Origin of the sequence: Indiicoccus explosivorum (assembly GCF_002167005.1) — a bacterium.
Taxonomy (GTDB): domain Bacteria; phylum Bacillota; class Bacilli; order Bacillales_A; family Planococcaceae; genus Indiicoccus; species Indiicoccus explosivorum.
Genome location: NZ_NHTN01000023.1, coordinates 1 through 23,007, shown reverse-complemented (window position 1 = coordinate 23,007; position 23,007 = coordinate 1). Strand labels below are relative to the sequence as shown.

15 protein-coding genes are annotated in these 23,007 nt (G+C 55.3%); 3 read left to right on the top strand and 12 right to left on the bottom strand.

The window, feature by feature from the left end; genetic code table 11:
- Positions 1 to 10 precede the first annotated feature (10 nt).
- The 5 genes from CCE92_RS08170 to CCE92_RS08150 form a co-directional block, all read right to left on the bottom strand.
- On the bottom strand, positions 11 to 700 hold the full coding sequence (locus CCE92_RS08170; RefSeq protein WP_088007036.1) for a CpsD/CapB family tyrosine-protein kinase: 690 nt from the start codon (positions 698 to 700) through the stop codon (positions 11 to 13).
- Positions 642 to 1,412: a YveK family protein gene (locus CCE92_RS08165; protein ID WP_088007035.1), complete on the bottom strand. Its 771-nt coding sequence runs from the start codon at positions 1,410 to 1,412 to the stop codon at positions 642 to 644. Before CCE92_RS08165 ends, CCE92_RS08170 begins: the two co-directional genes overlap by 59 nt.
- Positions 1,405 to 2,478 carry a glycosyltransferase gene (locus CCE92_RS08160; protein ID WP_144390990.1) on the bottom strand — a complete coding sequence of 358 codons (1,074 nt, stop codon included), beginning with the start codon at positions 2,476 to 2,478 and terminating at the stop codon, positions 1,405 to 1,407. The genes CCE92_RS08165 and CCE92_RS08160 overlap by 8 nt, the downstream gene beginning before the upstream one ends.
- Positions 2,479 to 3,041: 563 nt before the next feature.
- Positions 3,042 to 3,734 carry a response regulator transcription factor gene (locus tag CCE92_RS08155; protein ID WP_088007033.1) on the bottom strand — a complete coding sequence of 231 codons (693 nt, stop codon included), beginning with the start codon at positions 3,732 to 3,734 and terminating at the stop codon, positions 3,042 to 3,044.
- Between the two features lie 123 nt (positions 3,735 to 3,857).
- Positions 3,858 to 6,437: an ATP-binding protein gene (locus CCE92_RS08150; protein ID WP_088007032.1), complete on the bottom strand. Its 2,580-nt coding sequence runs from the start codon at positions 6,435 to 6,437 to the stop codon at positions 3,858 to 3,860.
- A 382-nt stretch (positions 6,438 to 6,819) separates the two neighbouring features.
- Here CCE92_RS08150 and CCE92_RS08145 point away from each other — a divergent pair, with 382 nt between their 5' ends.
- Complete coding sequence (locus CCE92_RS08145; RefSeq protein WP_162287839.1) at positions 6,820 to 7,842, top strand: nuclease-related domain-containing protein; 1,023 nt, start codon at positions 6,820 to 6,822, stop codon at positions 7,840 to 7,842.
- Positions 7,843 to 7,985: 143 nt separating this feature from the next.
- On the opposite strand, the gene CCE92_RS08140 is transcribed toward CCE92_RS08145, so the two are convergent.
- Complete coding sequence (locus tag CCE92_RS08140) at positions 7,986 to 11,684, bottom strand: DUF8508 domain-containing protein (protein WP_088007030.1); 3,699 nt, start codon at positions 11,682 to 11,684, stop codon at positions 7,986 to 7,988.
- Positions 11,685 to 12,050: 366 nt separating this feature from the next.
- Positions 12,051 to 14,426: a bifunctional 2',3'-cyclic-nucleotide 2'-phosphodiesterase/3'-nucleotidase gene (locus CCE92_RS08135; protein ID WP_088007029.1), complete on the bottom strand. Its 2,376-nt coding sequence runs from the start codon at positions 14,424 to 14,426 to the stop codon at positions 12,051 to 12,053.
- A gap of 366 nt (positions 14,427 to 14,792) precedes the next feature.
- Here CCE92_RS08135 and CCE92_RS08130 point away from each other — a divergent pair, with 366 nt between their 5' ends.
- Complete coding sequence (locus tag CCE92_RS08130; RefSeq protein ID WP_088007028.1) at positions 14,793 to 15,854, top strand: S-layer homology domain-containing protein; 1,062 nt, start codon at positions 14,793 to 14,795, stop codon at positions 15,852 to 15,854.
- A 414-nt stretch (positions 15,855 to 16,268) separates the two neighbouring features.
- The gene (locus CCE92_RS08125; RefSeq protein WP_162287838.1) at positions 16,269 to 16,871 is read left to right on the top strand and encodes a transposase; all 603 of its coding nucleotides are present in this window, start codon (positions 16,269 to 16,271) and stop codon (positions 16,869 to 16,871) included.
- A gap of 140 nt (positions 16,872 to 17,011) precedes the next feature.
- Here the strand turns inward: CCE92_RS08125 and CCE92_RS08120 are convergent, their stop codons facing one another.
- From CCE92_RS08120 to CCE92_RS08100, 5 genes are all read right to left on the bottom strand, one after another.
- Entirely contained in the window at positions 17,012 to 17,908 is an 897-nt protein-coding gene (locus CCE92_RS08120) for an S-layer homology domain-containing protein (RefSeq protein WP_088007026.1), read from the bottom strand.
- Positions 17,909 to 18,147: 239 nt separating this feature from the next.
- Positions 18,148 to 19,305: an S-layer homology domain-containing protein gene (locus CCE92_RS08115; protein WP_162287837.1), complete on the bottom strand. Its 1,158-nt coding sequence runs from the start codon at positions 19,303 to 19,305 to the stop codon at positions 18,148 to 18,150.
- Between the two features lie 151 nt (positions 19,306 to 19,456).
- On the bottom strand, positions 19,457 to 20,527 hold the full coding sequence (locus CCE92_RS08110) for a hypothetical protein (protein ID WP_088007024.1): 1,071 nt from the start codon (positions 20,525 to 20,527) through the stop codon (positions 19,457 to 19,459).
- 12 nt (positions 20,528 to 20,539) lie between these two features.
- Positions 20,540 to 21,985, bottom strand: coding sequence for an MBOAT family O-acyltransferase (locus CCE92_RS08105; RefSeq protein ID WP_088007023.1), 1,446 nt, complete (start codon positions 21,983 to 21,985; stop codon positions 20,540 to 20,542).
- A gap of 219 nt (positions 21,986 to 22,204) precedes the next feature.
- The coding region (locus tag CCE92_RS08100; RefSeq protein ID WP_175578082.1) for an S-layer homology domain-containing protein at positions 22,205 to 23,007 on the bottom strand (803 nt) is incomplete at its 5' end.

Genomic DNA, 23,007 nt, shown 5'->3' with positions numbered 1-23,007 from the left:
TCCGCTTTACTTATACATAGGCGCGCCGGAAGTACTCTCTGCCCATCCGGTAATTATTAAGGATGCCTCCAAGCACGTTCCCTTTTGATGCAATCAACACATCTCTCGCACGCGAGACACTGTCCTTTTCAGAAACTCCCGCTCGCATGACCAAGATTGTCCCGTCACATTTATTAGCTAGAATTCGGGCATCAGTAACGGATAGGGCGGGAGGAGAATCGAAAAGAACTAAATCAAAATTCTTCTTGAATTCCCAAAGCAATTTATCCATTCTGGCCGATCCGATTAATTCTGCAGGATTAGCGGGAATCGGACCGCAAGGCAGGACAAATAAATTTGGTACCTGCGTCTCTTTTATCGCATCTTGGACAGTCGCAGATTCTACTAAAAGACTCGAAAAACCTATTCTGCCATTCAGCATGAATGTATAATGGACAGTCGGTCTACGCATATCGCCATCCACTAGGAGAACTTTCTTCCCTTCTTCTGCAAATGCGATGGCCATATTGCAAGCCGTAGTAGATTTCCCCTCCTCTTTCCAAGCAGAAGTGAACAGAACCGTTTTCAGTCCAATGTCTGTTTGTGCAAAGTTGATATTGGTCCGAATTGTCCGATATTGCTCTGCTGCAACAGAGCGTGGATCAGTATAGACTGTCAGTTTTCTCGCTGCCTGCTGAATCGATGGAGTTTTCTTTCTCATTGTCTACACTCTCCTTTCCTAATCTAATCTCGCCACGCTGTTTAGGAATTGGGCTAACTGCCCCAAGAACCACAAGACCAAGTTCTTCGATACTCTCTTCCTTGCGGACTGTTGTGTTCAACTGATCAAGTAGGATTGCTGCTCCTACACCGATAAGGAACCCTGCAATCGCTCCAATCGTCATGTTGAAAAGCGGATCTGGTTTGACCGGTTTTGGATCATTCGGTATTTTCGCTGGTGAAAGTATGCTCACGTTATTGACATTCATTAGCTTTTGAATTTCTCGCTGAAAAACTGTCGCGGTCGTGTTAGCAATAGCTGCAGCATCTTCCATTTGCTCAGCCTGCGCTGTAATCATGACAATTTGCGATCCTTCGATGCTCGTTACTGTAATCTGCTCTGTCAGCAGTTCTGCCGTAGTATCCATCCCGATTTCATCTATCACTTGTGATAAAATCGCTGGACTTTTAATGATGATATTGTAAGTCCCAATCAGTTGAATACTCGCATTGATTTCCTGAGCACTTAATGCCTGGCCATCTCCTGATCCTGGGTTGACGAGCAATTGAGTCTCCGCTTCATATGTCGGTGTCATAATTTTGTAGCTCACAAATCCCGCCACGAGAATCATTATTAGAACAAACGTGAGAATGAGAGGTAAACGCTTTTTTAATATTTCTAAAAAATGCTTTAAATTTACTGCATTATCCAATTCTTTCACCCCTAAAACTTGCTTTTTGCAACCCTGCTCTTGAATATATTTCAGTGATACGCCTCAAGTAATCGTCTTCGTCATTCAGCAATTGGAACCGCTGGGCTGTTTTTTCTGAAAGAAGTCGCCACTTGAGGTCATCCAATAAGAGAGAGGTCACTTCTTCAGACAATTTCTCGTCATTTTCTGACAGGTAACCATTTTCGCCATTAACTATGATCTCTTTCATTCCACCAACAGGTGTGCTGATAACTGGGACTCCGAGGGCCAATGCCTCCAGTGCGGCAATCGGTGTCCCCTCACTCCGGGAACACATAAGCATACATCGAGCTTGTTTAAGGGCCTTGTATGGAAGCTGGAGCAATCCTGTAAATACAACTTGATCCGCTACCCCTTCTTCCTTGAAGATTGTATCCATTTGTTCTTTCATATCTCCGTCCCCGATCACTCCGAAAGTGGCATCGGGGACTTTCTTGAGCACATCGGCCGCTACTCTAGCCACTCGTTCTGGATTTTTCACGTGGCAGATTCGCCCTAAGTAGACGAAATCAAAATTGTATTCGGCTTTGTCTTGTGTAATCATTTTTTCCAATCGCGGTTTGTACAGGATGTTTTGCAAATACGTACTCTTTTTGTAAACAGACTGACTGAACGCAAATTCTTCCATGATATCCCCTGACACGGTCACAATATGCTTCGTCCGGCTGCTGGCTATTAGGTAGACAACCGATTTCGCAGTCACTTTCCGCATTCTTTCGCTGCTTCCATGAAGGTGAGAGACGACTGGAAGCCGCCCAGCTGCCAATGCAGCAATTGCAGTGGCTCTAATGTCGTGTGCATGAATAAGATCAGGGCGGTAAGATCGGATCACCCGCTTCAATTCTGATGTCGTTACAGATTCGATTGGGAAGAAAGGAACCTCACGCTTCTGCATGGACTCTCGGATCGAACCTTCCGGTGAGCAGTATGCCATCTCGATTTTCCCTTGGAACATCATGCAAATGTCTGCTGCAACATTTTCTGCCCCTGATATTCTGTCGCTACTTAACAGGTGTAGTACTCTCACTTCTCCACATCCTTTCCCCTCTTAGAAATTATCGTATTGCATATAGGTTAAAAGTAAGTAAAAATTTTTTAAATATTTTATTTATTAAAAATAAATAGGCACTCCATCTTAGAATAGAGTGCCTTTGGGCGTCGAGTATATCGTGAAAATAGCTTTTGGAACTGGGTGACGGCTATTTTTGGTTTGGTTTTTGAACGCTGAAAAAGTGGGAATCCGGGCTTATTAACATCGATGCAATATAAATGTGTTTCATCCGACAATAGGCCGTGTTCATCCGACATTTAACGCTAGTTATCCGACATTAGAGCCAGTTCATCCGACATTAGAACGAACTCGCCCCACACAGATGAGGAATTATCACGATTTATTATCGTCTGTGCAATATAAATATTGTTTATCCAACATAAAACGTCATTCATCCGACATTAGAGCGCGCTCGCCCAACTAGAAAGAAGGATTATCCGGGTTTATTATCATCCATGCAATATAAATATGGTTCATCCGACATTAAACGCCGCTTATCCGACACTAAACACAGGCCATCCGACATTAAAGTGGTTTCATCAAATCACAAACTTATACCCAAATCCCCGCACCGTCTGGATATACGCCGGCTGGGTCGGGTTCGGTTCGACTTTCCGCCGCAGGTTGCTGATGTGGACTTTGACGGTCTGGACGTCGCCTTCGGACAGGCAGCCCCACACCCGGTCGTACAGCTGCTCGGCGGTCCAGACGCGGTTCGGGTTTTGCGCAAGCAGGAGGAGGAGCTGGAATTCCTTATGGAACAGGCGGACCGGTTCGCCGCCCCGCAGCAGTTCCCGCGCGTCGATGTTGAGTGTGTAGTCGCCGAACTGCAGCATGGACAGGGCATCCGCTTCGCCGGCGAGCCAACCTTTGCGGCGCAGGATCGCGCGGATCCGGGCTTCGAGTTCATTGAAGTCGAACGGCTTGGTGATGTAGTCGTCACCGCCGACTTCAAGGCCCTGGATTTTGTAGGCGAGCTCTTTCCGGTAGCTGACGAATAAAATCGGCAGCTTGGCGTGGAGGCGGATCTGCTCGCACACTTCAAGCCCGTTCATGCCCGGCATCTCGATATCGAGCAGCATGAGGTCCGGCTGCTCTTTGGCGAGCAGGTCCATCGCCTCGTAGCCGTCTTCGGCCAGTTTGACGTCATACCCTTTCTTCTCCAGAAACAGCTGCATCAGTTCGCGGATTCCCACTTCGTCTTCAACGATGAGCACTTTTACGTTCTTCATGCCTGTTCCTCCTCTGTTGCGCTTCCACTTTCGGCGTCGGGCGTCGGTGAAGTCACGCTTCCGGTTTCGATGGCACAGTGTCGGTGAAGTCACGTTCGGGCTGGCGGCAGGACGACGGCGGCGTCACGGTTCCATTTTCAGCGGCAGGGCGATGGTGAAGCGGCTTCCGTGTCCGGGTTCGCTTTCGGCTTTGATGTCCCCGTGGTGGGACTGGATGATTTCTTTGGCGATGGCGAGGCCGAGGCCGCTTCCTTTGTAATGGTCCGATTTCTCCCCTTTGAAGAACCGGTCGAAGATGTGCGGCAGCGCCTCTTTCGGGATGCCGTCGCCGTTGTCTTCGATGCTGATGAGGAGTTCGCCGTCGCTCGCGGTGCTTTCGAGCATGGCGCCGGTGCGGCTGTCGGTGCGCACGGCGGCGGACAGCCGGATCTCCCCTTCCTCGGCTTCTGTATGCTTGATGGCGTTCCAGATGATGTTCGAGAACACCTGATCCAGCCGTTCTTTGTCGGCGACGAGCAGGAGGCCCGCTGCGGAGCCTTCCAGTCCGTTGAATGAAAAACAGCGTCCGCTCTGTTCGACGTCGGTCCGGAGTTCTTCGGCGAGCCCTTCCAGCCAGTCGCCCGCTTTTATTTCCTCAAACCGCAGGGACATCCGGCCGGTGCGGTATTGGGTGAGGTCGGTCAGGTCTTCGGTCAGCCGTTCGAGCAGGACGAGTTTGCTGTGGATCATGTCGAGATAGCGCGGGTCGGCCTGGCTGATGAGGCCGGCTTTCGTCGCCTGGATGTACGTATGGATGAGTGTGATCGGCGTGCCGAGTTCGTGCGAGATGGCCGACAGCATTTCGTTGCGCGATTTTTCGACTTCGGCCATTTCTTCGTTGAGCGTCAGCATGTTCATGTGGGCGATTTCGAGCGCCATCGCCCGTTCTTTGACGCGCTGTTCGAGGAGGAAGTTGGCCTCCTCCTGTTTGCGCGCGAGCCGCCGGACTTCGCCGAGCGCCCGGATGCGCAGCAGCAGTTCTTCGGCGTCGATGCCGCTGCCGATGCAGTTGTTGGCGCCCGCCCGGAACGCTTCTTTGATGGCGTCCGGTGTGGCGTCCGCCGCGACGATGAGGACGGGCAGGTCGAGGACCGACTGCTGCGCCCGGATGCTGCGGCAGCACTCGATGCCGGTCATGTCGGGCAGGCCCTGTTCGATCACCGCGACGTCGGCGGGCCGTTCAGCCAATAAACGAAGGACTTCCGCGCCGGTCGGGACGGCGGCGGATTCGAAGTCGTGTTTATGGATCTCTTCCTGCAAGTCCGCGCGCGCTTCGGATTCCTTCATCGCGAGGAGGATCCGCATCTGTTTGCCGCGGCGTTTTTTTAGTTTATTTTTTGCGGATGAGGCGGAATCTTCCGCGGCGGGCAGCGAGAAGCGGTAGGACGTCCCGTTGCCCGGTTTCCGGTTCATCGCGAATTCACCGCCGTGCAGTTCGATGAGCCGCTGGACCGCCGAGCTGTCGTCGGGATCCGACGGCGCCCGGCTGTCGTTTGAGCTTTTCAGCACCACGGTGACCATCTTGCCGTGCGCGCCGGCGCTGATGGCGATCTCCCCGCCGTCCGATCGCCGGATAAGCCGGTTGATGAGCAGGAGCAGCACGTGATGCAGCCGGTCCGTGTCCGCGAGCACCGCCGGAAGGCCCGGCGGGATGCGGTTCAGCAAACGGAGCTGCGGGTTTTTGAGTAGCGGGCGCGCCGCATTGAGCACGTCGTCCGTCACGGTTTTCAGGCGGACGGGCTGGAGGCGGAGGTCGAGCCCCTCGAGCTTCAGTTCGGAGAAGTGGCCGATTTCATTGACCATTTCCGTCAGCCGCTTGCCGTTGGCCACGATGGCGCCGAGCTGTTCGTCCATTCCCGCGGGCAGGACGGTGGCGGTCACTTGGCGCAGCGACTCCGCGATCGACACGATGCCGTGGATCGGCGACTTCAAGTTCTGCGCGGCGAGTCCGAGCAGTTCGTCCTGCCGCTCATTGGCAAGCTTGAGCGCGGCGACCGTATCCCGCTGGCGGGCCGCTTCACGCGCGAGCCATTCGTCTCGCGCTTCTTCGTCGGCCTCCGCTTTGCTTGCGACGGACACAGCAAGTGCGAGGATAGCGAGCGGCATCGCCATCGGATGGAACAGGACGCCTGCTAGCAGCAGGACCCACCCGGCAGCGAACGGTTTTATGTAATTGTCCCCTTTTTTATTGTATATAGCCGCGATGGCGAGAATGCCGGCGGACAGCGCGGCGAATGTCGCCGGCACCGTGATCTCCGCCACTTCCAGGAACACGAACGGCACGATGATCTGTGCGGCGGCCGCCGCCTTCATCGCCGTGAACAGCCACACCGCCTTCGGAAGCCGGCGCCGGACGCTGAGGAAGCTTTCCGCGAACAGCACCGCCGCGAGGCATCCGGCACCGCCCGTCACGAGCAGGACATCCGGCGCGAACGCGGCGTTGACGAACACGCCGCCCATGACCGCGAAGTGGAGGTAGTGGACCTGGCGCGTATCGAGCAGGCGGACGAGCGCATAGGCGAAGACAACGCCGCTCATTCCGATCAGCATCCCTTCGAACACGTGCCCCGTCGCCGGCGGCAGTTCCCGGAGCTGCAGCAGCGCGATCAGCAGCACACTGGCGAGCAATAATATTGTCACAATCTGTTTCGCAGTCCCGGTCATGAAGCAGGCCTCCCGAGCAATGGTGGTTTGGAGTGGTGGGTGGTGTTGTGTTGGGTGTGTAGTTCTTTATACCCTTTTTGGTGTTGTTTTTTAAATGTGTCGATTTTGTGTAGGTTCTTTGTTCATAGAAATGATACCATCATTCCCTTTTTATATATACTGATATTTTAGAATTTAATAAAATCTATACTTTATGGCTAAACGGCGATCGGAAAAATCCGGTTCCGGAAATTGGGAGGTTTTGGAGGATTTCACTGCTCATGTGTCTTTACACGCCTGTTTTGTAGGAAATTTGATGTGCCTGGCACCGCAGAAATTTATTAGAAAAAAGTCACGCACGGCTGTGCCGAATTCGGCTATACTGAAATGGAGGAGGGATCCTATGTTCCTGAAAGACCGGCCGCCTCCACGATACGTCGAGGCGCTGCCGCGGCTCGCGCACCGGCTTCCGGCGGGCCATCCCGCGGCGGCCGCCATCCCGCACCAGCTCCACCGATCGGCCTCCGGCTTCGGCGGCGAGACGTGGGTCGATGACATCCTTCTGCGCACTCCCTTTCCCAAACCCCCAACCGTAATCCGCGACCTGTACTTCGGCGCGCCCTATCCAAACCAGATCGACACCCTGATCCTGACCGCCTCCTACTGTCTCGTTCTCGAAATCAAAAACTACTCCGGCATCCTCCATTTTTCCGACGGGGGCCGGCGCATGGAGCGCGAGCACCACGACACGGGCGAGCGCCAAGGCTTCGACTCCCCCATCGTCCAGCTGTTGGCGGCGATGGACGACATGCGGGTTTTATTGAATAAAATCGGGTGTCCCCTGCCCGTACACGGCGCCGTCGTCCTTCCGCACGCGCGGACGCTCGTGCGCGGGGATACCGGCGGCGTACCCGTCCTCTACTCGCGCGCGCTGCGGGGCTTCATCAGCGGCCTCCCCGCGCGGAATGTGATCGCGGAAGAACAAGTTGTCGCGCTCGGGCACAGCATCCTCCGCCATCTGGCCGCCGACCGGGTCATCGACTTCCAGAAAGCCTTCAAATATACCGCGGCGGATGTGCTGCCTGGCGTGCGCTGCAGCTCCTGCGGCCGCCCCGCCGTGCGGGTGAGCGAGCGGCTGCACCGCTGCGCGCGATGCAGCACGGAATTCAGCGACGGCTACAAACGCGCGCTCGATGACTGGTTCGATTTCGTGAAACCGGAAATTTCGGTGAAGGAGTGTCAGGCGTTTTTAGGGATGAAGGATCGGTATGCGGCGAGGTATGTCCTGCAGAAACACGGTTTCATCGCTGACGGATCTACGAACAAACGGGTGTACCGAAAAAATAAAGAGCCGCTCGCGGATACGAGCGGCTCTTTTCGGTGCAATCCTTTGGATTTGGTTCGAGTTTCACTAGTTAGGGCTTGAGTTTCACTAGTTAGGGCTTGAGTTTCACTAGTTGGGGCCTGAATTTCACTAGTTCGCCCCTGAGTTTCACTAGTTACCCTTTTACTCTCTCCACACCTAAAAACCCCCGCCCGCGCTCACGCGGGTGGGGGTCCAATCATCCGTTACTTATTCTTTTTCTTCATTTGTCCTTTATTCGATACAACGGTGTAGGTGCCGAGTTCGCTGACTTCGACGGTGAATGTGCCGTCACCCTGTTCGCCCTGGAAGATTTTCCATTTGCCGTTGTCGGCAAGGTAGGAACCGAACTGGATTTTGACGCTCACTTCCGTGTCGAACGTGATGGTGACCGGCGCCGCGAAGTGGAGCGGGAGCTCGCTGCCGGAAGCATCGAGCAGGCCGAAGTCGACTTGGTCGGCGATGGCCGGACGGTGGTCGACGGAGTCTTCACTATCGACGCCGATGGTGAGTGTGAACGAACCGCCCGCCGCTTCAGCGATCTGCGCGAGGTGCGCGGCCGTCAGTGTCAGGTCGGCTGTCGGCGTGTCGATGAGCAGGTCCTTGCCGCTCGCGAGCAGTTCCGTGACGACGGAATCACTGAAGTGGATATTCAGGTTGCCTTCTTCATCGAATTCACCAGCCACTACGACCGCGACGTCACCGGAGTAATCCGGTTCCGCGTGCTGTTCGCCCGGAACGGCGACCACTTCGTCTTCGAAGTCGATCCGCAGCAGGAGCGGGTCATGGTCGGACGCGCGGCCATGCTGTTCCATGAACATCGCGTTGATGTGGACCATGTCGAGCACCGAGTCGTCGGCCAGGTTCTCGGTCACGAGAATGTGATCGAGCACTTGCGAGTTGCCCTGGTAGAAATACGAGAAGCGGTCATCCACCGGCACATCCTCGACTTTATTGACTAAAATATCGCCCGCCAGCACGTCAAGCGGCTCCGAGAATACGAAGTCGTTGATGTCTCCCGCGACGACGACGTTCATGTCAGGGTCGACCGCGAGACCGGCTTCGATGAAGTCATTGATCGACTCGGCGAGGCGGATGCGCTCTTCTTCCGAGCCGAGGTACGGCGGCTGGTTATCTCCGAATAAAGGCTCGTCTCCGCCTTTGGAATTCAGGTGCGCGCCGATGACGACGATTTCTTCGCCCTGGAACGTGAATTCAGCGGCGATCGCTTTACGCGTATTCGGCGCTTCGTCCGGCGCGATGCGGCCCGGGTTCAGCGCGAGGTCGCCGTCTTCCGTCCAGTAGTTGGCGTCGTCGAAGTCGCCGATCGCCCCGGTTTCATTCAATGAAACACGGTCCGGGTTGTACAGGAATCCGACGCGGATGTTGCCGCCCGGCTGTCCGCCGTCCTGGTTGTACTCAGGGTCGATGTTGACGAATTCGTATTCCGGGCCGCCCGCTTCGACGATGTCCGCGATGAGGCGCGCGTAGCTTTCATCCGCGGCCGGGTCTCCGGAATCGATCGGGCCGTCGTTGTCCTGGATCTCGACAAGCGTGATGATATCCGGCGAGTTCAGGTCATTGACGAACGATTCGGCGATGCGGTCCGATTTGGCGTCCGACGTGTGCTCCGGATCGGCCGAGTAGTTCTCGACGTTGTACGATGCGATCGTCAGTTTGTCTTCTTCCGGCACGATCCACGTCTCTTCCGGCTCTACGCCGCCGTCGATTTTCTCAGGCAGTGTATCGGCCGGCGCCAGGATCTGGTAGTTGCTGTAGCCGTAGGATACCGGCCCGGTGATCGTGCCGTCGAAGTAATCGCCGGCTTTCGCGACGTAGTCCTCGTCACCGATGTTGATCTTCACTTTTTCCGGGTTGTAGTCGTTTTCCGAGATCAGGAGGCCTTCCTGCTTGTGGAAATTCTCTTCCGGATAAAGACCGGAGACGACCCACAGCTCGCCGTACTCCTGCGGCCCGATGATCTGCGCATTCGGCACCGCGACGAGCATGCCTTCCAGCGACTCCCAGAAGTCGATGCCGTCTTCAGCCGGCTCGAACTCCGTCAGGCCGTCGTTGTCGATGTTCTCGTACGGCGGGATGACGTCCTCGCCGAGCACGAGCGCGTCAGGGACTTCCGCTGTGCCGAGTTCCGTGATTTCCGTGACGTCCGTCAGTTCGGTCGTCGGGAGGTCGGTTTCGTAACGTTCCGGATAGCCTTCCACGTAATACTCGTCGACCGTCGCGTCGATCGCGACGTGGTCACCGACCGCAAGGCCGTGATTGCTCTTATAAACCAGAATCCCTTCCGCTGTTTCCGGATTATCGTCCGGCGTGATGTCCTGGATGTAGAAATTGCTGCCGTCGACGTACGTGACGACCCCTTCCACATCCTCAACCGCTACGCCCGCATACTTCGAGAAGTGGCGGTCGCCCTGGATGTCGCTGATCTGCAGGTCTTCCGTCTTGATGACCGCGTATTCGAACGTGAACACTTCGGAAGTTTCCTCGCCGACTGCAATCGCCTTGATGACCGTGTCTTCCGTCAGCGTGATCGGCCCGGTGTACTGCGTGCTCGCAGTGGTCGGTTCCGAACCGTCCGTTGTGTAATAAATGACGGCGTCCGCCCAGCCGGACTGGAGCGTGACCTCCGTGCCGACCGCTACCGTGCCCGGATACGCGCTCGGATAGACGGCGGGTTTGTTGACGAGTTCGAAGCTTTCCATCCCGAGCGTCTTCAGCTGATACGTCCCGTTGTATTCGGACGCGACACCGGAAACGTGGATCAAGTCGCCTTCACTGAAGCGCGCGGCGAATTCGTCATACAGCAGTCCGTTGCGGTTGTCGTTGCGGACGAGGACTTCTTCCCCGTTTTCAGCGACTGCCGTGAATTCGAATGTGCCGTATTCGTTGACGGTTCCGAGATCCGTGATCGTCACATTCTCCACGAGCACACGCTCACCCAGCGTCTCTTCGTTTATTCCCGAAGGGGTGACGGTCTGGACTGCCGGCAGTTCGTTGCCGGAGGAGACGACTTCGATGTCGGTCGCTTCGATCTGGAGTTCGCCGTTGTATTCGTCAAGCGGGCCGGTGACGATGACTTTGTCGCCCGGGGCTACGCTGGCGTCATCCGGATAGACGTAAATGCCGCCGGTCGCGTCCTGCAGGTAGAAACCGTCGCCGCCCCACTGGCCAGGCTCGGTCGTAACGATTGCTTCGACCTGGACGAGCGTGCCGAGTTCACCTGCACGGGCGTCCGCGATTGACTCCATCACTACCGGGGCGACTGGATCTGTCGGATCAACCGGTCCGGTTGATGTGCCGTCCATTGTATGGGCGCCGAGGTTGTCGAAGTAGTCCTGCGCATACGCCGTGTATTCAGCAGTCGGATCGAACGCGTCGGTCGGATCCGTATCGCCCGCTTCGACAGATTCGTTGCGGACGAGCGTCGTCTCCGCTCCGAACGTCGCGCCGGAACCGATCTGACCGATGGAATCGACGACCACGCCGTTCTTCTTCAGGACGAGCGCATCGTTACCGTTGAAAAATGTGACGCCGGATGTGACATCGCCCACTGCGGCGATCGCGGCATCCGCGGAACTGTTGTAGATGACGTATGTGTCGTTATGCGCGAGGGTGCCGGAAAGATTCAAGGTGTTCCCTGCAGTGGTGTTCTCGTTCGAGTAAAGCTCGACCGTGTACTGGCTGAGGTCCACTTCCGCGCCCGTGCCGTTGTACAGCTCGAGCGCTTTGTTGTTCGAACTGCCTTCGATGTACTCCGAGAAAATCAGATCCGTGGCGTTCGCTTCCGCCGCCACCGGTGCGACGGCGACCGGCACGACCACACTGCCCGCCAGTCCGGCTGCCAGCATGGCGTTCATCGACTTCTTCCACTTCTTGTTGCTCACACGCGATTCCTCCTAATGGTCATCTTGGATAACTGCAATTGGCCCATTGCGTCGTGAAACTCGGCCGGCAAAACCCGGCTTTCTGCGCCTATTATACAGAAGAAATGTAAGCGGTTTCTAAAGGATTTGTAAATTTTCGAATTTAATGCCCGCTAGACCTAAATTAGTGGAAGTTATATGGAATTTACTGAGTTAAACGGCAGATGCCGATGGTGCGGAGGGTGGTGCTTGTGAGAGGACGGTGCCTGGCACCAATTTTCAGAAAATTGGTGCCAGGCACCGTCCTCTATCCCTCCCGCACAAACTAGAAAAAACCATCCGCGCGGGGCGCGGATGGCTTCCTTTTAATCATCGATATTCCACTTGTTACTGGACGTCGATTCCGTACTGGGCGAAGCCGTTTTCGAGCGCTTCGAGGTAGGAAATGTTGCTGTCAGCAGGGATGAGTTCCTGTGCAGCCGCACTTGTTTCGAACGTCAGTGTCGCGTCAGCAGCTGTCGGAGCGAACTCCCAGTTGCCGTCAGCGGATGGGTCGATCACTGGATTTTCCACGAGGTAGTCCATGATCGCCAGGCGGTTTTCGTACGCGAAGTCAACGACGTCGATTGCGTCACGGACGCCCGGGAAGTTGCCGCTTGCGCGGTAGTTGTTTGTGACAACGAAGAATTCCTGGTTCGGATCGATCGGCTCCCCGTTGTATGTGAGGTCGACGATGCGGTTTGCATCAGCGTTCACGAGGTTGCCGTCGCCGTCGTACTTCGCCGGCTGTGTCAGATCGATTTCGTACTCGACGCCATCGATGACATCAAAGTTGTACGTACGGAATGATTCGTTGACGATGTCCTGCTCACCTGTAGCGGAAGGATCCACTTGGTTGAACTGGCCAGCGGACATTTCGAGCCATTCTTTCACGTCTGCGCCTGTCAGGACGAGACCGAAGATGGTGTTGTCATACACATACAGGTCGGCCACGTTTTTGATTGCAATAGTGCCCGTCGGGATGTTGGTGTAGTAGTCAGCGCCGTTGCGTCCGCCCGCTTTGAATGGTGCCGCAGCGGAAAGGATCGGCAGGTCTGCGTACTCACCGCCGTAGTTGTTCTCGACATACCAAGTCTGTGCGGTATTGACGAGCTGGATCGACGGATCGTCCTTCACGAGCGAGAAGAAGCTGGTGATCGGAGCAGTTGTTTCACCGATCGGTGTGTTGACGTACTTGATCGTCGCTTCGTGTGTTTCTTCGACGGCTTCGATCACTTCTTCAACGACTGCGTCAGCCGGAAGATCTTTGATGGAGAGGAGTTCCGCTTCACCATTGATCACTTGCCAGTCGCCGCCGAGCTGCTTCAGGTGGAGATCGATGACACCGAGGTGGCTGCCGAATTTGCCCGGCATGACGACCGGTGTGCCGTTGATCGTGCCGGCTTCCATATCGACGCCTTCGAGGTCGCCGAAGTCACCCGGGAATGTCGCATGGTTGTGGCCGGTGATGATTGCATCGATGCCTTCCACTTGAGTCAGCTGATACGTGATGTTTTCTTCGCCTTTCACATACTCTTCGTCACCCATACCGGAATGTGCGAGGACGACGACAACGTCAGCGCCTGCCGCTTCCACTTCAGGGAGGAATTTCTGTACGGCTTCCACCGCGTCGGTCGTGTAGACTTTGCCTTCGAGGTTGGCTTTGTCCCACTTCATGATCTGCGGTGCGACGACGCCGATGACGCCGACTTGGATCGTGTGTTCATTGCCGCTCGCATCGACGACTGTGCGGTCTTCGACAACGTAAGGCGTAAACTCGTTTTCATTCGTTTCAGCATCGTAGACGTTGGCGTTCAGCACAGGGAACGGCGCTTCTTCCAGCGCGTTTTCCAGGTACGGAAGGCCGAAGTTGAACTCGTGGTTCCCGAGCGTCGACGCGTCGAAGTCGAGGCTTTCGAGCGCTGCGTAAGCCGGGTGGAGCTCATCCGCTTCGAGCGGGTCTTCCGTCACTTTGTAGCTGCCGAACGGTGTGCCCTGGATCAGGTCGCCGTTATCGAATAAAAGCGTGTTCGGGTTTTCTTCGCGTGCCGCTTCAATAAGAACGGCGGTTTTCGCAAGGCCGACCGAGTTGTCGACTTTGTCCTGGTAGTAATTGTAGTTCACGAAATTCGTGTGAAGGTCGGATGTCGCCAGAATCTGGAGCGAAACTTCCTTCCCTGTGACCGGTTTGACGATCACTGGGTAGTGATCCTTCACGCGGGCGATGATCGCCTGCGCTTCGTTTTCCTTCAGGGTGTTCTTCGGCTTCAGCGTCTTGTCGCTGTAGCCTTTCATCAGGAACATGCCGTGCGCTTTCGCCAGTTCAGGCAGAAGGCTCTTAGCCAGGAGACGGTAGTCCTTGAATTCTTTCAGCGGGGCGATCGGGTAACGCGGGAATTCAGCTTCCACCGCGCGCGTCGCGATTACGAACGCCTGCTCGCGGGTCAGTTTTTCTTCCGGAGCGAATAAATCCGCGGACTTCCCTTTCGTCAATCCCCATTCATAAGCGGCTTCCACGTACGGCGCCAGTTCGTCGCTGACATCCGTGAATGGAATAGTGGAACCGTCGCCGAGCTCGACATCGAGCGCTTCAATGAACGCCTGTATGTACTCGCCGCGGGTGACGTCATCGCTGCCGGTCTTTCCTGCCGATACGGACGTGAATCCGCTGAGCACGAGAACGAGCGCCAGGAACAAAGCTGAAACTTGTTTGACTCTTCCCACTTTCACATCTCCTTCTTCTATAAGTTTTTTGCCTTACAGTTTGATTATAGCGGATGTGACAGTTTTGTAAACGTTTTCTGACACATGCGAATCATCAAATCGTCAGAAAAGCGGGTTACCTGCTATTTTGGGTATAAATGGTAGTGCTTTCGGGGTGGTGTGCGGGGGTGAGAGGGATGGTGCCAGGCACCAATTATCACGATTGTTCGAACAACTGAGAAAACGGGTGCCAGGCACCGCGGATTTTCACTAGAATAGGAGAGTTTTCTGCGGTGCCTGGCACCAAAGGTTTTTACCATATTATCGGGAAAGTACGCTATACTGAAGACTAGCAAATCATTCCATTTTGAAGGGGAGGTAATTGGATTGAAGAAGTTACTCGGTGCCGGTCTGGCGCTCCTGCTTTCTTTGTCGGTGCTTTCGCCTGTACAGGCTGCAAGCGATCTCAAGGAAGGTGAAGGGTTTTATGACGAAATGACGTATTTGATCGAGCAAGAAGTGCTGACCGGGTTTCCGGACGGTACATACCGGCCGGATCGGCTTGTGACACGGGCGGAGGCAGCTATTATGATCGGCCGTATCCTCGGGTTTGAAGGCGGGATGGCGGAAACGGATTTCCCTGACGTCTATTCGTCGATGAAGGCGAGCGGCTACATCGCACAAGGCGCTGAAGCGGGAATCATAAACGGGTTCGAAGATGGCACGTTCCGGCCGGACGCACCGGTGACGCGGGGCGATATGGCGATTTTTGTGGCGCGGGCATTCGATCTGCAGAGCGCTTTCGCTCTCCCATTCAGCGATGTCGGACCGAATATGAACGCTGCTGATTCCATCGCGGCTATCTTCATGCAGTTCATCACAGCCGGTTATTCCGATAATACATACCGGCCACTGCAGGAGATCACCCGAGGACAGCTGTCCGCTTTCCTTGCCCGGGCGCTCGAGCCGCGGTTCAAAAATGAAGCAAAGATGACCGGTTCCTTTATTCCGGACATGACAAAAGCGTATACATTTGATACGCAATATGGCACTTTGGTCAGCACGTATGAGTTCGCCAGTCCATTTCCGGAAGCCTTTTCGGAAACCTTCATGTGGGTCAGCCGCGGTTATGGAGATGACAACTACTATCTACTGGCTGAGTCGCCTGAAAAGATGATTGTCGCATACCCGGCTTCGGAGTATTATACGGAACTGGCTTATCCGATCCGGGAAGGCAAAACTTTCATCGTCTATAATTCCGGTGAGGAATTCATCCACCGCTATACCGATATCAACGCCACCGTTGAAACGCCTTATAAGACATTCACGGATGCTGTCGAAGTGACCAGCCCGGGCGGACATTTGAGCTATTACGTCCGCGGCCATGGTTTCGTGAAAGGCATCGCCCCAGACGGGACCGTTACTTCCCAGCTGGTGAACGTGGAGTAAGATGGTTGCAACAGCTGGACACCCGCTGACCGCCTGCAATTTGCAGGCGGTTTTTTGCTGGATTCGTGTCGGTCACAGTGGGGATAGGGCGACAGGAAATCACGATGCGGTGCCAGATGCAGTGCCTGGCACCAATTTTCACGATTGTGCGCACAACTGAGAAAACGGGTGCCAGGCACCACAGCTTCCTACTCTCCTTATCAATTCTTCACTAGCCACGTCCTTCACTCCCCGTTCCCTTCAAAATATTTTTTTGGCGGCTCATTGACTCTCAAAAATGCACTTTTGCCATGTGAAGAATCGGGAAAGGCCAGTTTTGCCTGTTCTACCTCCCTTCCCGCCGTCGATACGGGTTTGCCACCTTGATTTTTTTGTTCTATGCTGGCTGAAAAAGCCCATGACAGGAGGAACCGCATGCCGCGTGAAAAAAGCATTTGGAAAAAAGACAAGTTTCACCATGTCACCACCCGCGGGAACAACAAGCAAGTCATTTTCCGGAACCGGGAGGATTATCAGGCGTTTTTCCGCATTCTGACGGAAGCGTGGGAACGCGCCCCGTTCACGATCGCCGCTTACTGTATCATGCCGAACCACTACCACCTGCTTATCCGGCCGGACACCGCTCCGCTCAGTTACACGATGTCATTCATCAACACTCCCTACAGCCGGCACTTCCGGAAGAAGTACGGATATGTCGGCCGGGTCTATCAAAAGCGCTACTTCTCAAAAGCGATCGACGGCAACCACGGCCTCAGCATCGTAAGCCGGTACATCCACCGGAATCCCATCGACGGGGCGGCGCCACTTGCAGCAGCCATGGAAGAGTATGCGCACAGCAGCTTCAAGCACTTTGCCAATCCTGAACTGAGTGCGCCCCTCTTCCTGAAGACAAATGAAGTAATCTCTGTACTGCCGCCCGGATACCAGAAAAACAGCCAAGGCTACATGCAATTTTGTCAGAGAACCTTCCGGGACAAGCGGCTGAACCAGTGGATCGAAACAAGCGAGATTGAATAACAATCAACGGATTTATGTATATTTCTCTGGTGCCTGGCACCGGTTTTCACAACTTCCGCACAATTAAAAAAACTGGTGCCAGGCACCAGTTTTTTTCATCTATTTTCTTCTTTTTTTATCTGCCTTCAGTTTTCACGCTATCACTTGAAGTCGAACGGCAATTCGAAGATGGATTCAAAATCCTCGACGATGAGGACGCCCGCGCGCCCTGCCAGGCTGTAGTTCGCGTGCTCGATTGTGAGCGTCAGCCGGTCTGCGGACAATGTGTAGGCGGTCGGTTCGAAATCAGTGACCGATCCGTCTTCCAGCTCTACTGAGTAATAAAAGAAGTCCGCTGCGTCGCGCGCAGTGAAGTCTTCCGGCACTGCTTCAGTCAACGAAATGCTGATTGCGGTCGGAGAAGTGATCGCCACGTCGGAAATGACCGCGTAATACCCACCGAGCCAAATCGTTTCATACAGGAGGTTCGCGAATTCACCGCGCGTGATGTCTGCTGTCGTCCCGTAAGAAGTCTCGGTCTTTCCGTTCGTGACACCTGCTCCGTAAAGGGCCTCGATGTACGTTTCGAACACGCCGCCGACATCCGTGAACGGCGTTTCAACCGCATAATCCTCGAGCATGAACGCCGTTACGAGGAATTTCGCCATCGCCCCGCGGCTCAATGGTTCATTCGGCTTGAATTCAGTCGCTGTCACGCCCGAGACCACACCGTAGTCAGCGAGCGCATTGACCGCGCCTTTCACACGGGTGTTCAAGTCCTTAAATCCGGCATCCGGCGCGTTTTCGGTATCCAGGAACAATGTGTTCGCCAGAATCACGGCTGCATCACCGCGCGTCAGCGGCTGCTGGGTGCCGAACTGGGTCGGGGATAGTCCTTTAATGATCTCCATATCATAGAAGAACGTGACTGCCTCATCGTACCGGTCGCTGACATCGGTGAAGGTGTGGCTGCTGTAATTCGCTGAAACCGGTGCTGCAACTGTGACCGCGGCGAGAGTGATGGCTGAGGCAGCCATGAAAAATTTGTGCTTTGACAATTTGCTATCCCCTAACTGGTGGTATTTAGAAGATTGTAGCACCTTCGGAAGGGTTGGTAAATAGCTTTTTGAGCTATATGATAGATATTTTTTAGTCCTTTGTTCCTTTGTTTCATATAGCGGCTCCTAAGTATATTTCATCAGTCGATTTCCATGTTGCTTTTTTGATAAAAAAAGCAAAAAAGAGCGGTGCCTGGCACCGTCTCTCTCCTCACCGTCTCTCTCCTCAACGCCCCCTCCTACCGGAACCCACTGAACGGCACCGGGATTTCGGGAATCCCCGCCGCGTATGGCGTGTACTCGTACAAGCCGTAATACAATACGATGGCGTCGTCTTTGATGTAGTACATCTGGGTCTCGAGGTCGATGCCTTCGAACGGGTACAGGAGCGGCTCGTAATCAGCAAGCACGTCCCTGACTTCCCTTTCCAAGATCGGCTCGGCCGCGGCCGCCCCGCTGCCAAGGAATGAAGAAAGATCCGGGATCCGGCTGCCGTCCGCCTCGAAGTTGAGTGCGGTGAGGAAATACAGCCCATGCGCGCCTCCCTCGTAGAAGTACTCATTCAGCAGCACGCTGATGTATTCTCCGTTATTGGCCTGCACCGAATAAGACAGGCCGTAATCCATCTCCCCAAGATCGTCTGCGTGGAAGTCCTCATATGCCTGGACGGCTTCAGTCCGTTTGGCTGCAATCGCACTGTTCATCATTTCCGCTTTGAGTGGTGTCGCAGGACTGACGAAATAAGGGAAGTAGACACCTTCGGCCAGCAGCTGCGGCACAACGCTGACCGCCGGCTTGAATTTATTCTCCATCGTCCGGGCCATGAAGACTGCAAACTGAGTCCGGGTCAGTTCTTCATCCGGCCGGAACGTAAGGTCGGGATAGCCAACCGTGACGGCGCTTCCGGCAAGCGCCTGGACCGCGGTGTACGTGCGCTGGCGCGGGCTCGTGTCCTTGAAATCAGCTTGGATCGTGTTCGGCAGATCGTAAGCTTTCGACAGGACGATCGCCATCTGGCCGCGCGTCAGCTTGCCGTTCGGATTGAAACTCTCCGCATGCGCGAAAATGCCGGCCGCCGTGGCTGCCGCGATGTGCGGATAAAACCGGTAGGACGGCGAGATATCGCTGAATCCGGGTTCCGGCACATTCGTCAGATTGAGCTCGAGCGCATTGGCGATGATCGCCGCCGCCTGACCCCGCGTCACCGTGTCATTCAGCCCGAAACGGCCGTCCGGGTAGCCGTTTACAATCCCTTTCCCGGTCAGGTACCCGATTTCATCGCTTGCCCAGTAACTTGCCGGTACGTCTGTGAACCCCGAAGCAGCCGTTTCCGCACCGTTGCCCAGCCAACCGCCGATCCCCATTGCGAGTGCCGCCCCCATTGCCCATTTCCTCATCCTCATTTTCCCCTTCCTGACCGTTATTGTTCTGTATTATCTGACTTTTATGATTAAAAGTGCCTGGCACCAATTTTCTCTATTTCAGCGAAATTATGAAAACTGGTGCCAGGCACTCCCTTGAGCACTCCCGTTTTTTCCTGCATATCCATTATTTTTGTGTAAGTGTCTCGTCTGTCTCAAGTTCAGCCACGAGGCGCTCGATTTGGGCGAAGTGCCGGTCGAGGTTGTCGCTGGTGACGAAGGTGCCGAAGGTTTCCGGCACTTCGGCCGATGCGCCTTCTTCCAGCCGCTCGGCGATCATGGCGCCGACTTCCGGATAGAAGTGGTGGCCGTCAAAGTAGTTCATGATGTCGTTCGTAACCGGATTCGGATACATGAAGTTCCAGACGCCTCCGTACACATCGACGAGGTCGGCGAGCCACGTTTCGTACTCGTCGAGCAGCCCCTGCGCGATGAGTTCCCGGAACAGGGCGGTGGAAATCGGCGTCGTGTAGACGATTTTCTCCGCCTGCGGCTCGGTGTCTTTCACTTTCTGCATGATTTCCTTGTACTGCGGGAAGTATTCGTAATGCTCCCCGTAGAAGGTGCTGCCGAACTTCTCGATTTTCGCGGCGGTGTTCGCTTTGACTTCTTCCGCCGACAGCACTTCGGCGAAGGCGTCGCCTTTCCGGTTGTAAAGCCGGTCTTCCGTGATCGCGTCTTCCGCCGACAGTTCGAAGTTCTGCAGCGAATATTCGAGGACGTCGAGCGACAGCAGGTTCTTCACGCGGTAAAACGGCTGCTCGACCTTCGCCTTGTAATTTTTGATCGACACCGGCGCGCTCGCCTGCTCGGTGCTCGACTTGAAGAAATCGACGCCGAGGACGACCCGCTCGTAATCCGGGTTCTGCTCGAACGCGTACATGATCATCGACTGGTACTCCCGCATCGACAAATTGGACACCGAGTAATTGTAGACATCCCACTCCTCGAAATCGGACGGCTGGACGTACGTGCTCCGGCTGCTGCCGATCAGCAGCGTGTCCGCGTCCTCCGGCGGGCCGTACTGCTGGTCCGCCGTCTTCTGCTCCCGCTCATCCGTCACGACCTGCACATCGTTGTAGGCATGGGCGTGATCGTAATGCCAAAGCGGATCGATCCAGTAATTGAACCCCATCACCCCGAGGGTCAGCACCGCAAACACCGCAAGCGAAATGGCCGCAAAAAGTTTATCATTCACGCATGATGCCTCCTAGAAGTTGAAATAAAGGAATTCACTGACCTGCTGCAGCTGCATGACGCTGTAGAACAGCAGCAGTCCCGTGTAAATGGCGAGCATCGCGTTCCGCTTCTGCTCTTCCATGATCTCGATCGAATTCTGCGCGAACCAGACGATGAACAGGCCGAGCAGGATGACGAGCCCCAGTTCCGTCGCGCTCGTGCCGAACGGCAGCGCGCCGATCCATTCCGGGTTTATTGACGGGAAGTAACTGAGGAACCCGGCCGGCAGCCCGAACCCGCTGAAGCCCGCCATCGCGCCGAGGACCGTCACCGCCTCTTCGATGGTCAGCGCCCGGAAGAACACCCAGGCGATATGGACGAATAAAAACGTCGTCGCCCACGCCAGGATTTTATTCATCTTAAACCCAGCGAGCTTCCACCACCGGCAGATCATGCTGGCCGCGCCGTGCATGGCGCCCCAGACGATGAACGTCCACCCCGCGCCGTGCCAGACGCCGCTGATCAGGAAGATGATCAGGATGTTGATGTACGTGCGCCGCGGCCCTTTCCGGTTGCCGCCGAGCGGGATATAGATGTAGCCGGTCAGGAACTTCGACAGCGTGATGTGCCAGCGCCGCCAGAAATCCTGGATGTCAAGCGCTTTATACGGCGAGTTGAAGTTGATCGGGAGCTTGATGTTGAACAATAAAGCCAGTCCTATCGCCATATCCGAATACCCGCTGAAATCAAAGTACAGCTGCAGCGTATAGGACAGCGTCGTGATCCAGCTCGAGACGAATGAAAGCGAGTCGACGCTGCTGTACCCGGCGTTCGCCCACACCGCGAACGTGTCCGCGATGGCGACTTTCTTGAACAGGCCGATCGAGAAAATGAGCAGCCCTTTCGAAATGTTCGATGCGTTCAGCCGGTACGACTTTTTGTCGCCGAACTGCGACATCACCTCGCCGTGGTGCACGATCGGCCCCGCGATGAGCTGCGGGAAAAACGAGACGAACAGGCCGTAGTTCAGGAAGTTGTACTCCTTCGTCTCGAGCCGGTACGAATCGACCAAATACGCGATCTGCTGGAACGTGTAGAACGAAATCGCCAACGGCAGGATGACGTCCCGGATGATGACCGGGAAATCGAAGAGGTAATTGACGTTTTCCATAAAAAAAGCGAAATATTTATAATAGCCGAGCAGTCCGGCGTTGAAAATGATTCCGAGCGTCAGCACCGTTTTCCGGACCGCCGTGCCGCCTTTGTTGCGGCCGAGGAACCCGCCGACCCCATAGTTGATGAGCATCGACGCGAGGATCAGCGGCAAATACGCCGGATTCCAATACCCGTAGAAAAACAGCGAAGCCGCAAGCAGCCAGCCTTTCGCGAACGGCACTTTGATGCGGCCGAGTATGTAATACAGCAGCCAGACGACCGGCAGGAACAGGAAAATGAATTCAAATGAGTTAAAAATCAACGCTATGCACCTTCAGCCTGGGAAGATTTTCGTTACTTGCCTATTCTATCAAAAGTGACCGAAAACACAACTGCGGTCTCGGGGGCGGGGGAAAACAAAAAGGCTGCCGCCTGCGCGGCAGCCATGCTGCTTTTTGCGGTGCCTGGCACCAGTTTTCTCATTTTCCGTTCAATTAAGATAACTGGTGCCAGGCACCATCCTCACACGCTCCGAACCAAGTCACTTCCCGGCGAGCCGGTAGAGGAACACGGCGAGCTGTCCGCGCGTGATGTTCATCGCAACGCCGTACCGTGTTTCGGAAATGCCGTCCGTCACGTCGTTCTCGACGAGCGCGGCAACGGATTCCGCATAGCGGTCGGAAACGTCCGTGAACGCCGTATCCCCAGTTCCGCCGGCAAGTCCGTATGCCCGGTCGAGAATGATCGCCACTTCCCCGCGGGTGAGCGGATCCGAAGCGCCGAACTGGTCAGCGGATTTCCCGTTGATGATACCGGCCGCTTTCAGTGCGTTGACCGCGCCTTCCGCCCGTTCCGGCACATCCGTGAAACCGGCTGCCGGAGCGGAAACGGTATCCAGTCCGAGTTCTTCGGCGAGCCAGACGGCCGCGTCCGCCCGTTTAATGTCGGAGGCCACCCCGAATTCTTCCGAACTGAATCCGTTCGTGATACCCCGTTCGACGAGGTAGTTCACTGCAGGCGAATAAAAGGAAGAAACATCCTGGAACGTCAGCGGTTCCGGCGTTGCCTCAGGTTCCGTTTCCGGCTCTGTTTCTGGTTCTGTTTCTGGCTCAGCAGCAGGTTCCGCCACCGTGACCGGAATCGACACACTTTCCCCGCCGAACACCGCCGTGATCACCGCTTCACCTGCGCCCACCAACGTGATGTTTCCGTCATTGACCGTCGCAACCGCCGCATTCGATGACGTCCACGAAGCCGAGCCCGTCACACTTTTCCGGGAACCGTCGCTGTAATCCGCTGTTGCGGCCACTTGCACCGACTCCCCGACTTCACCTGAAACGCTTT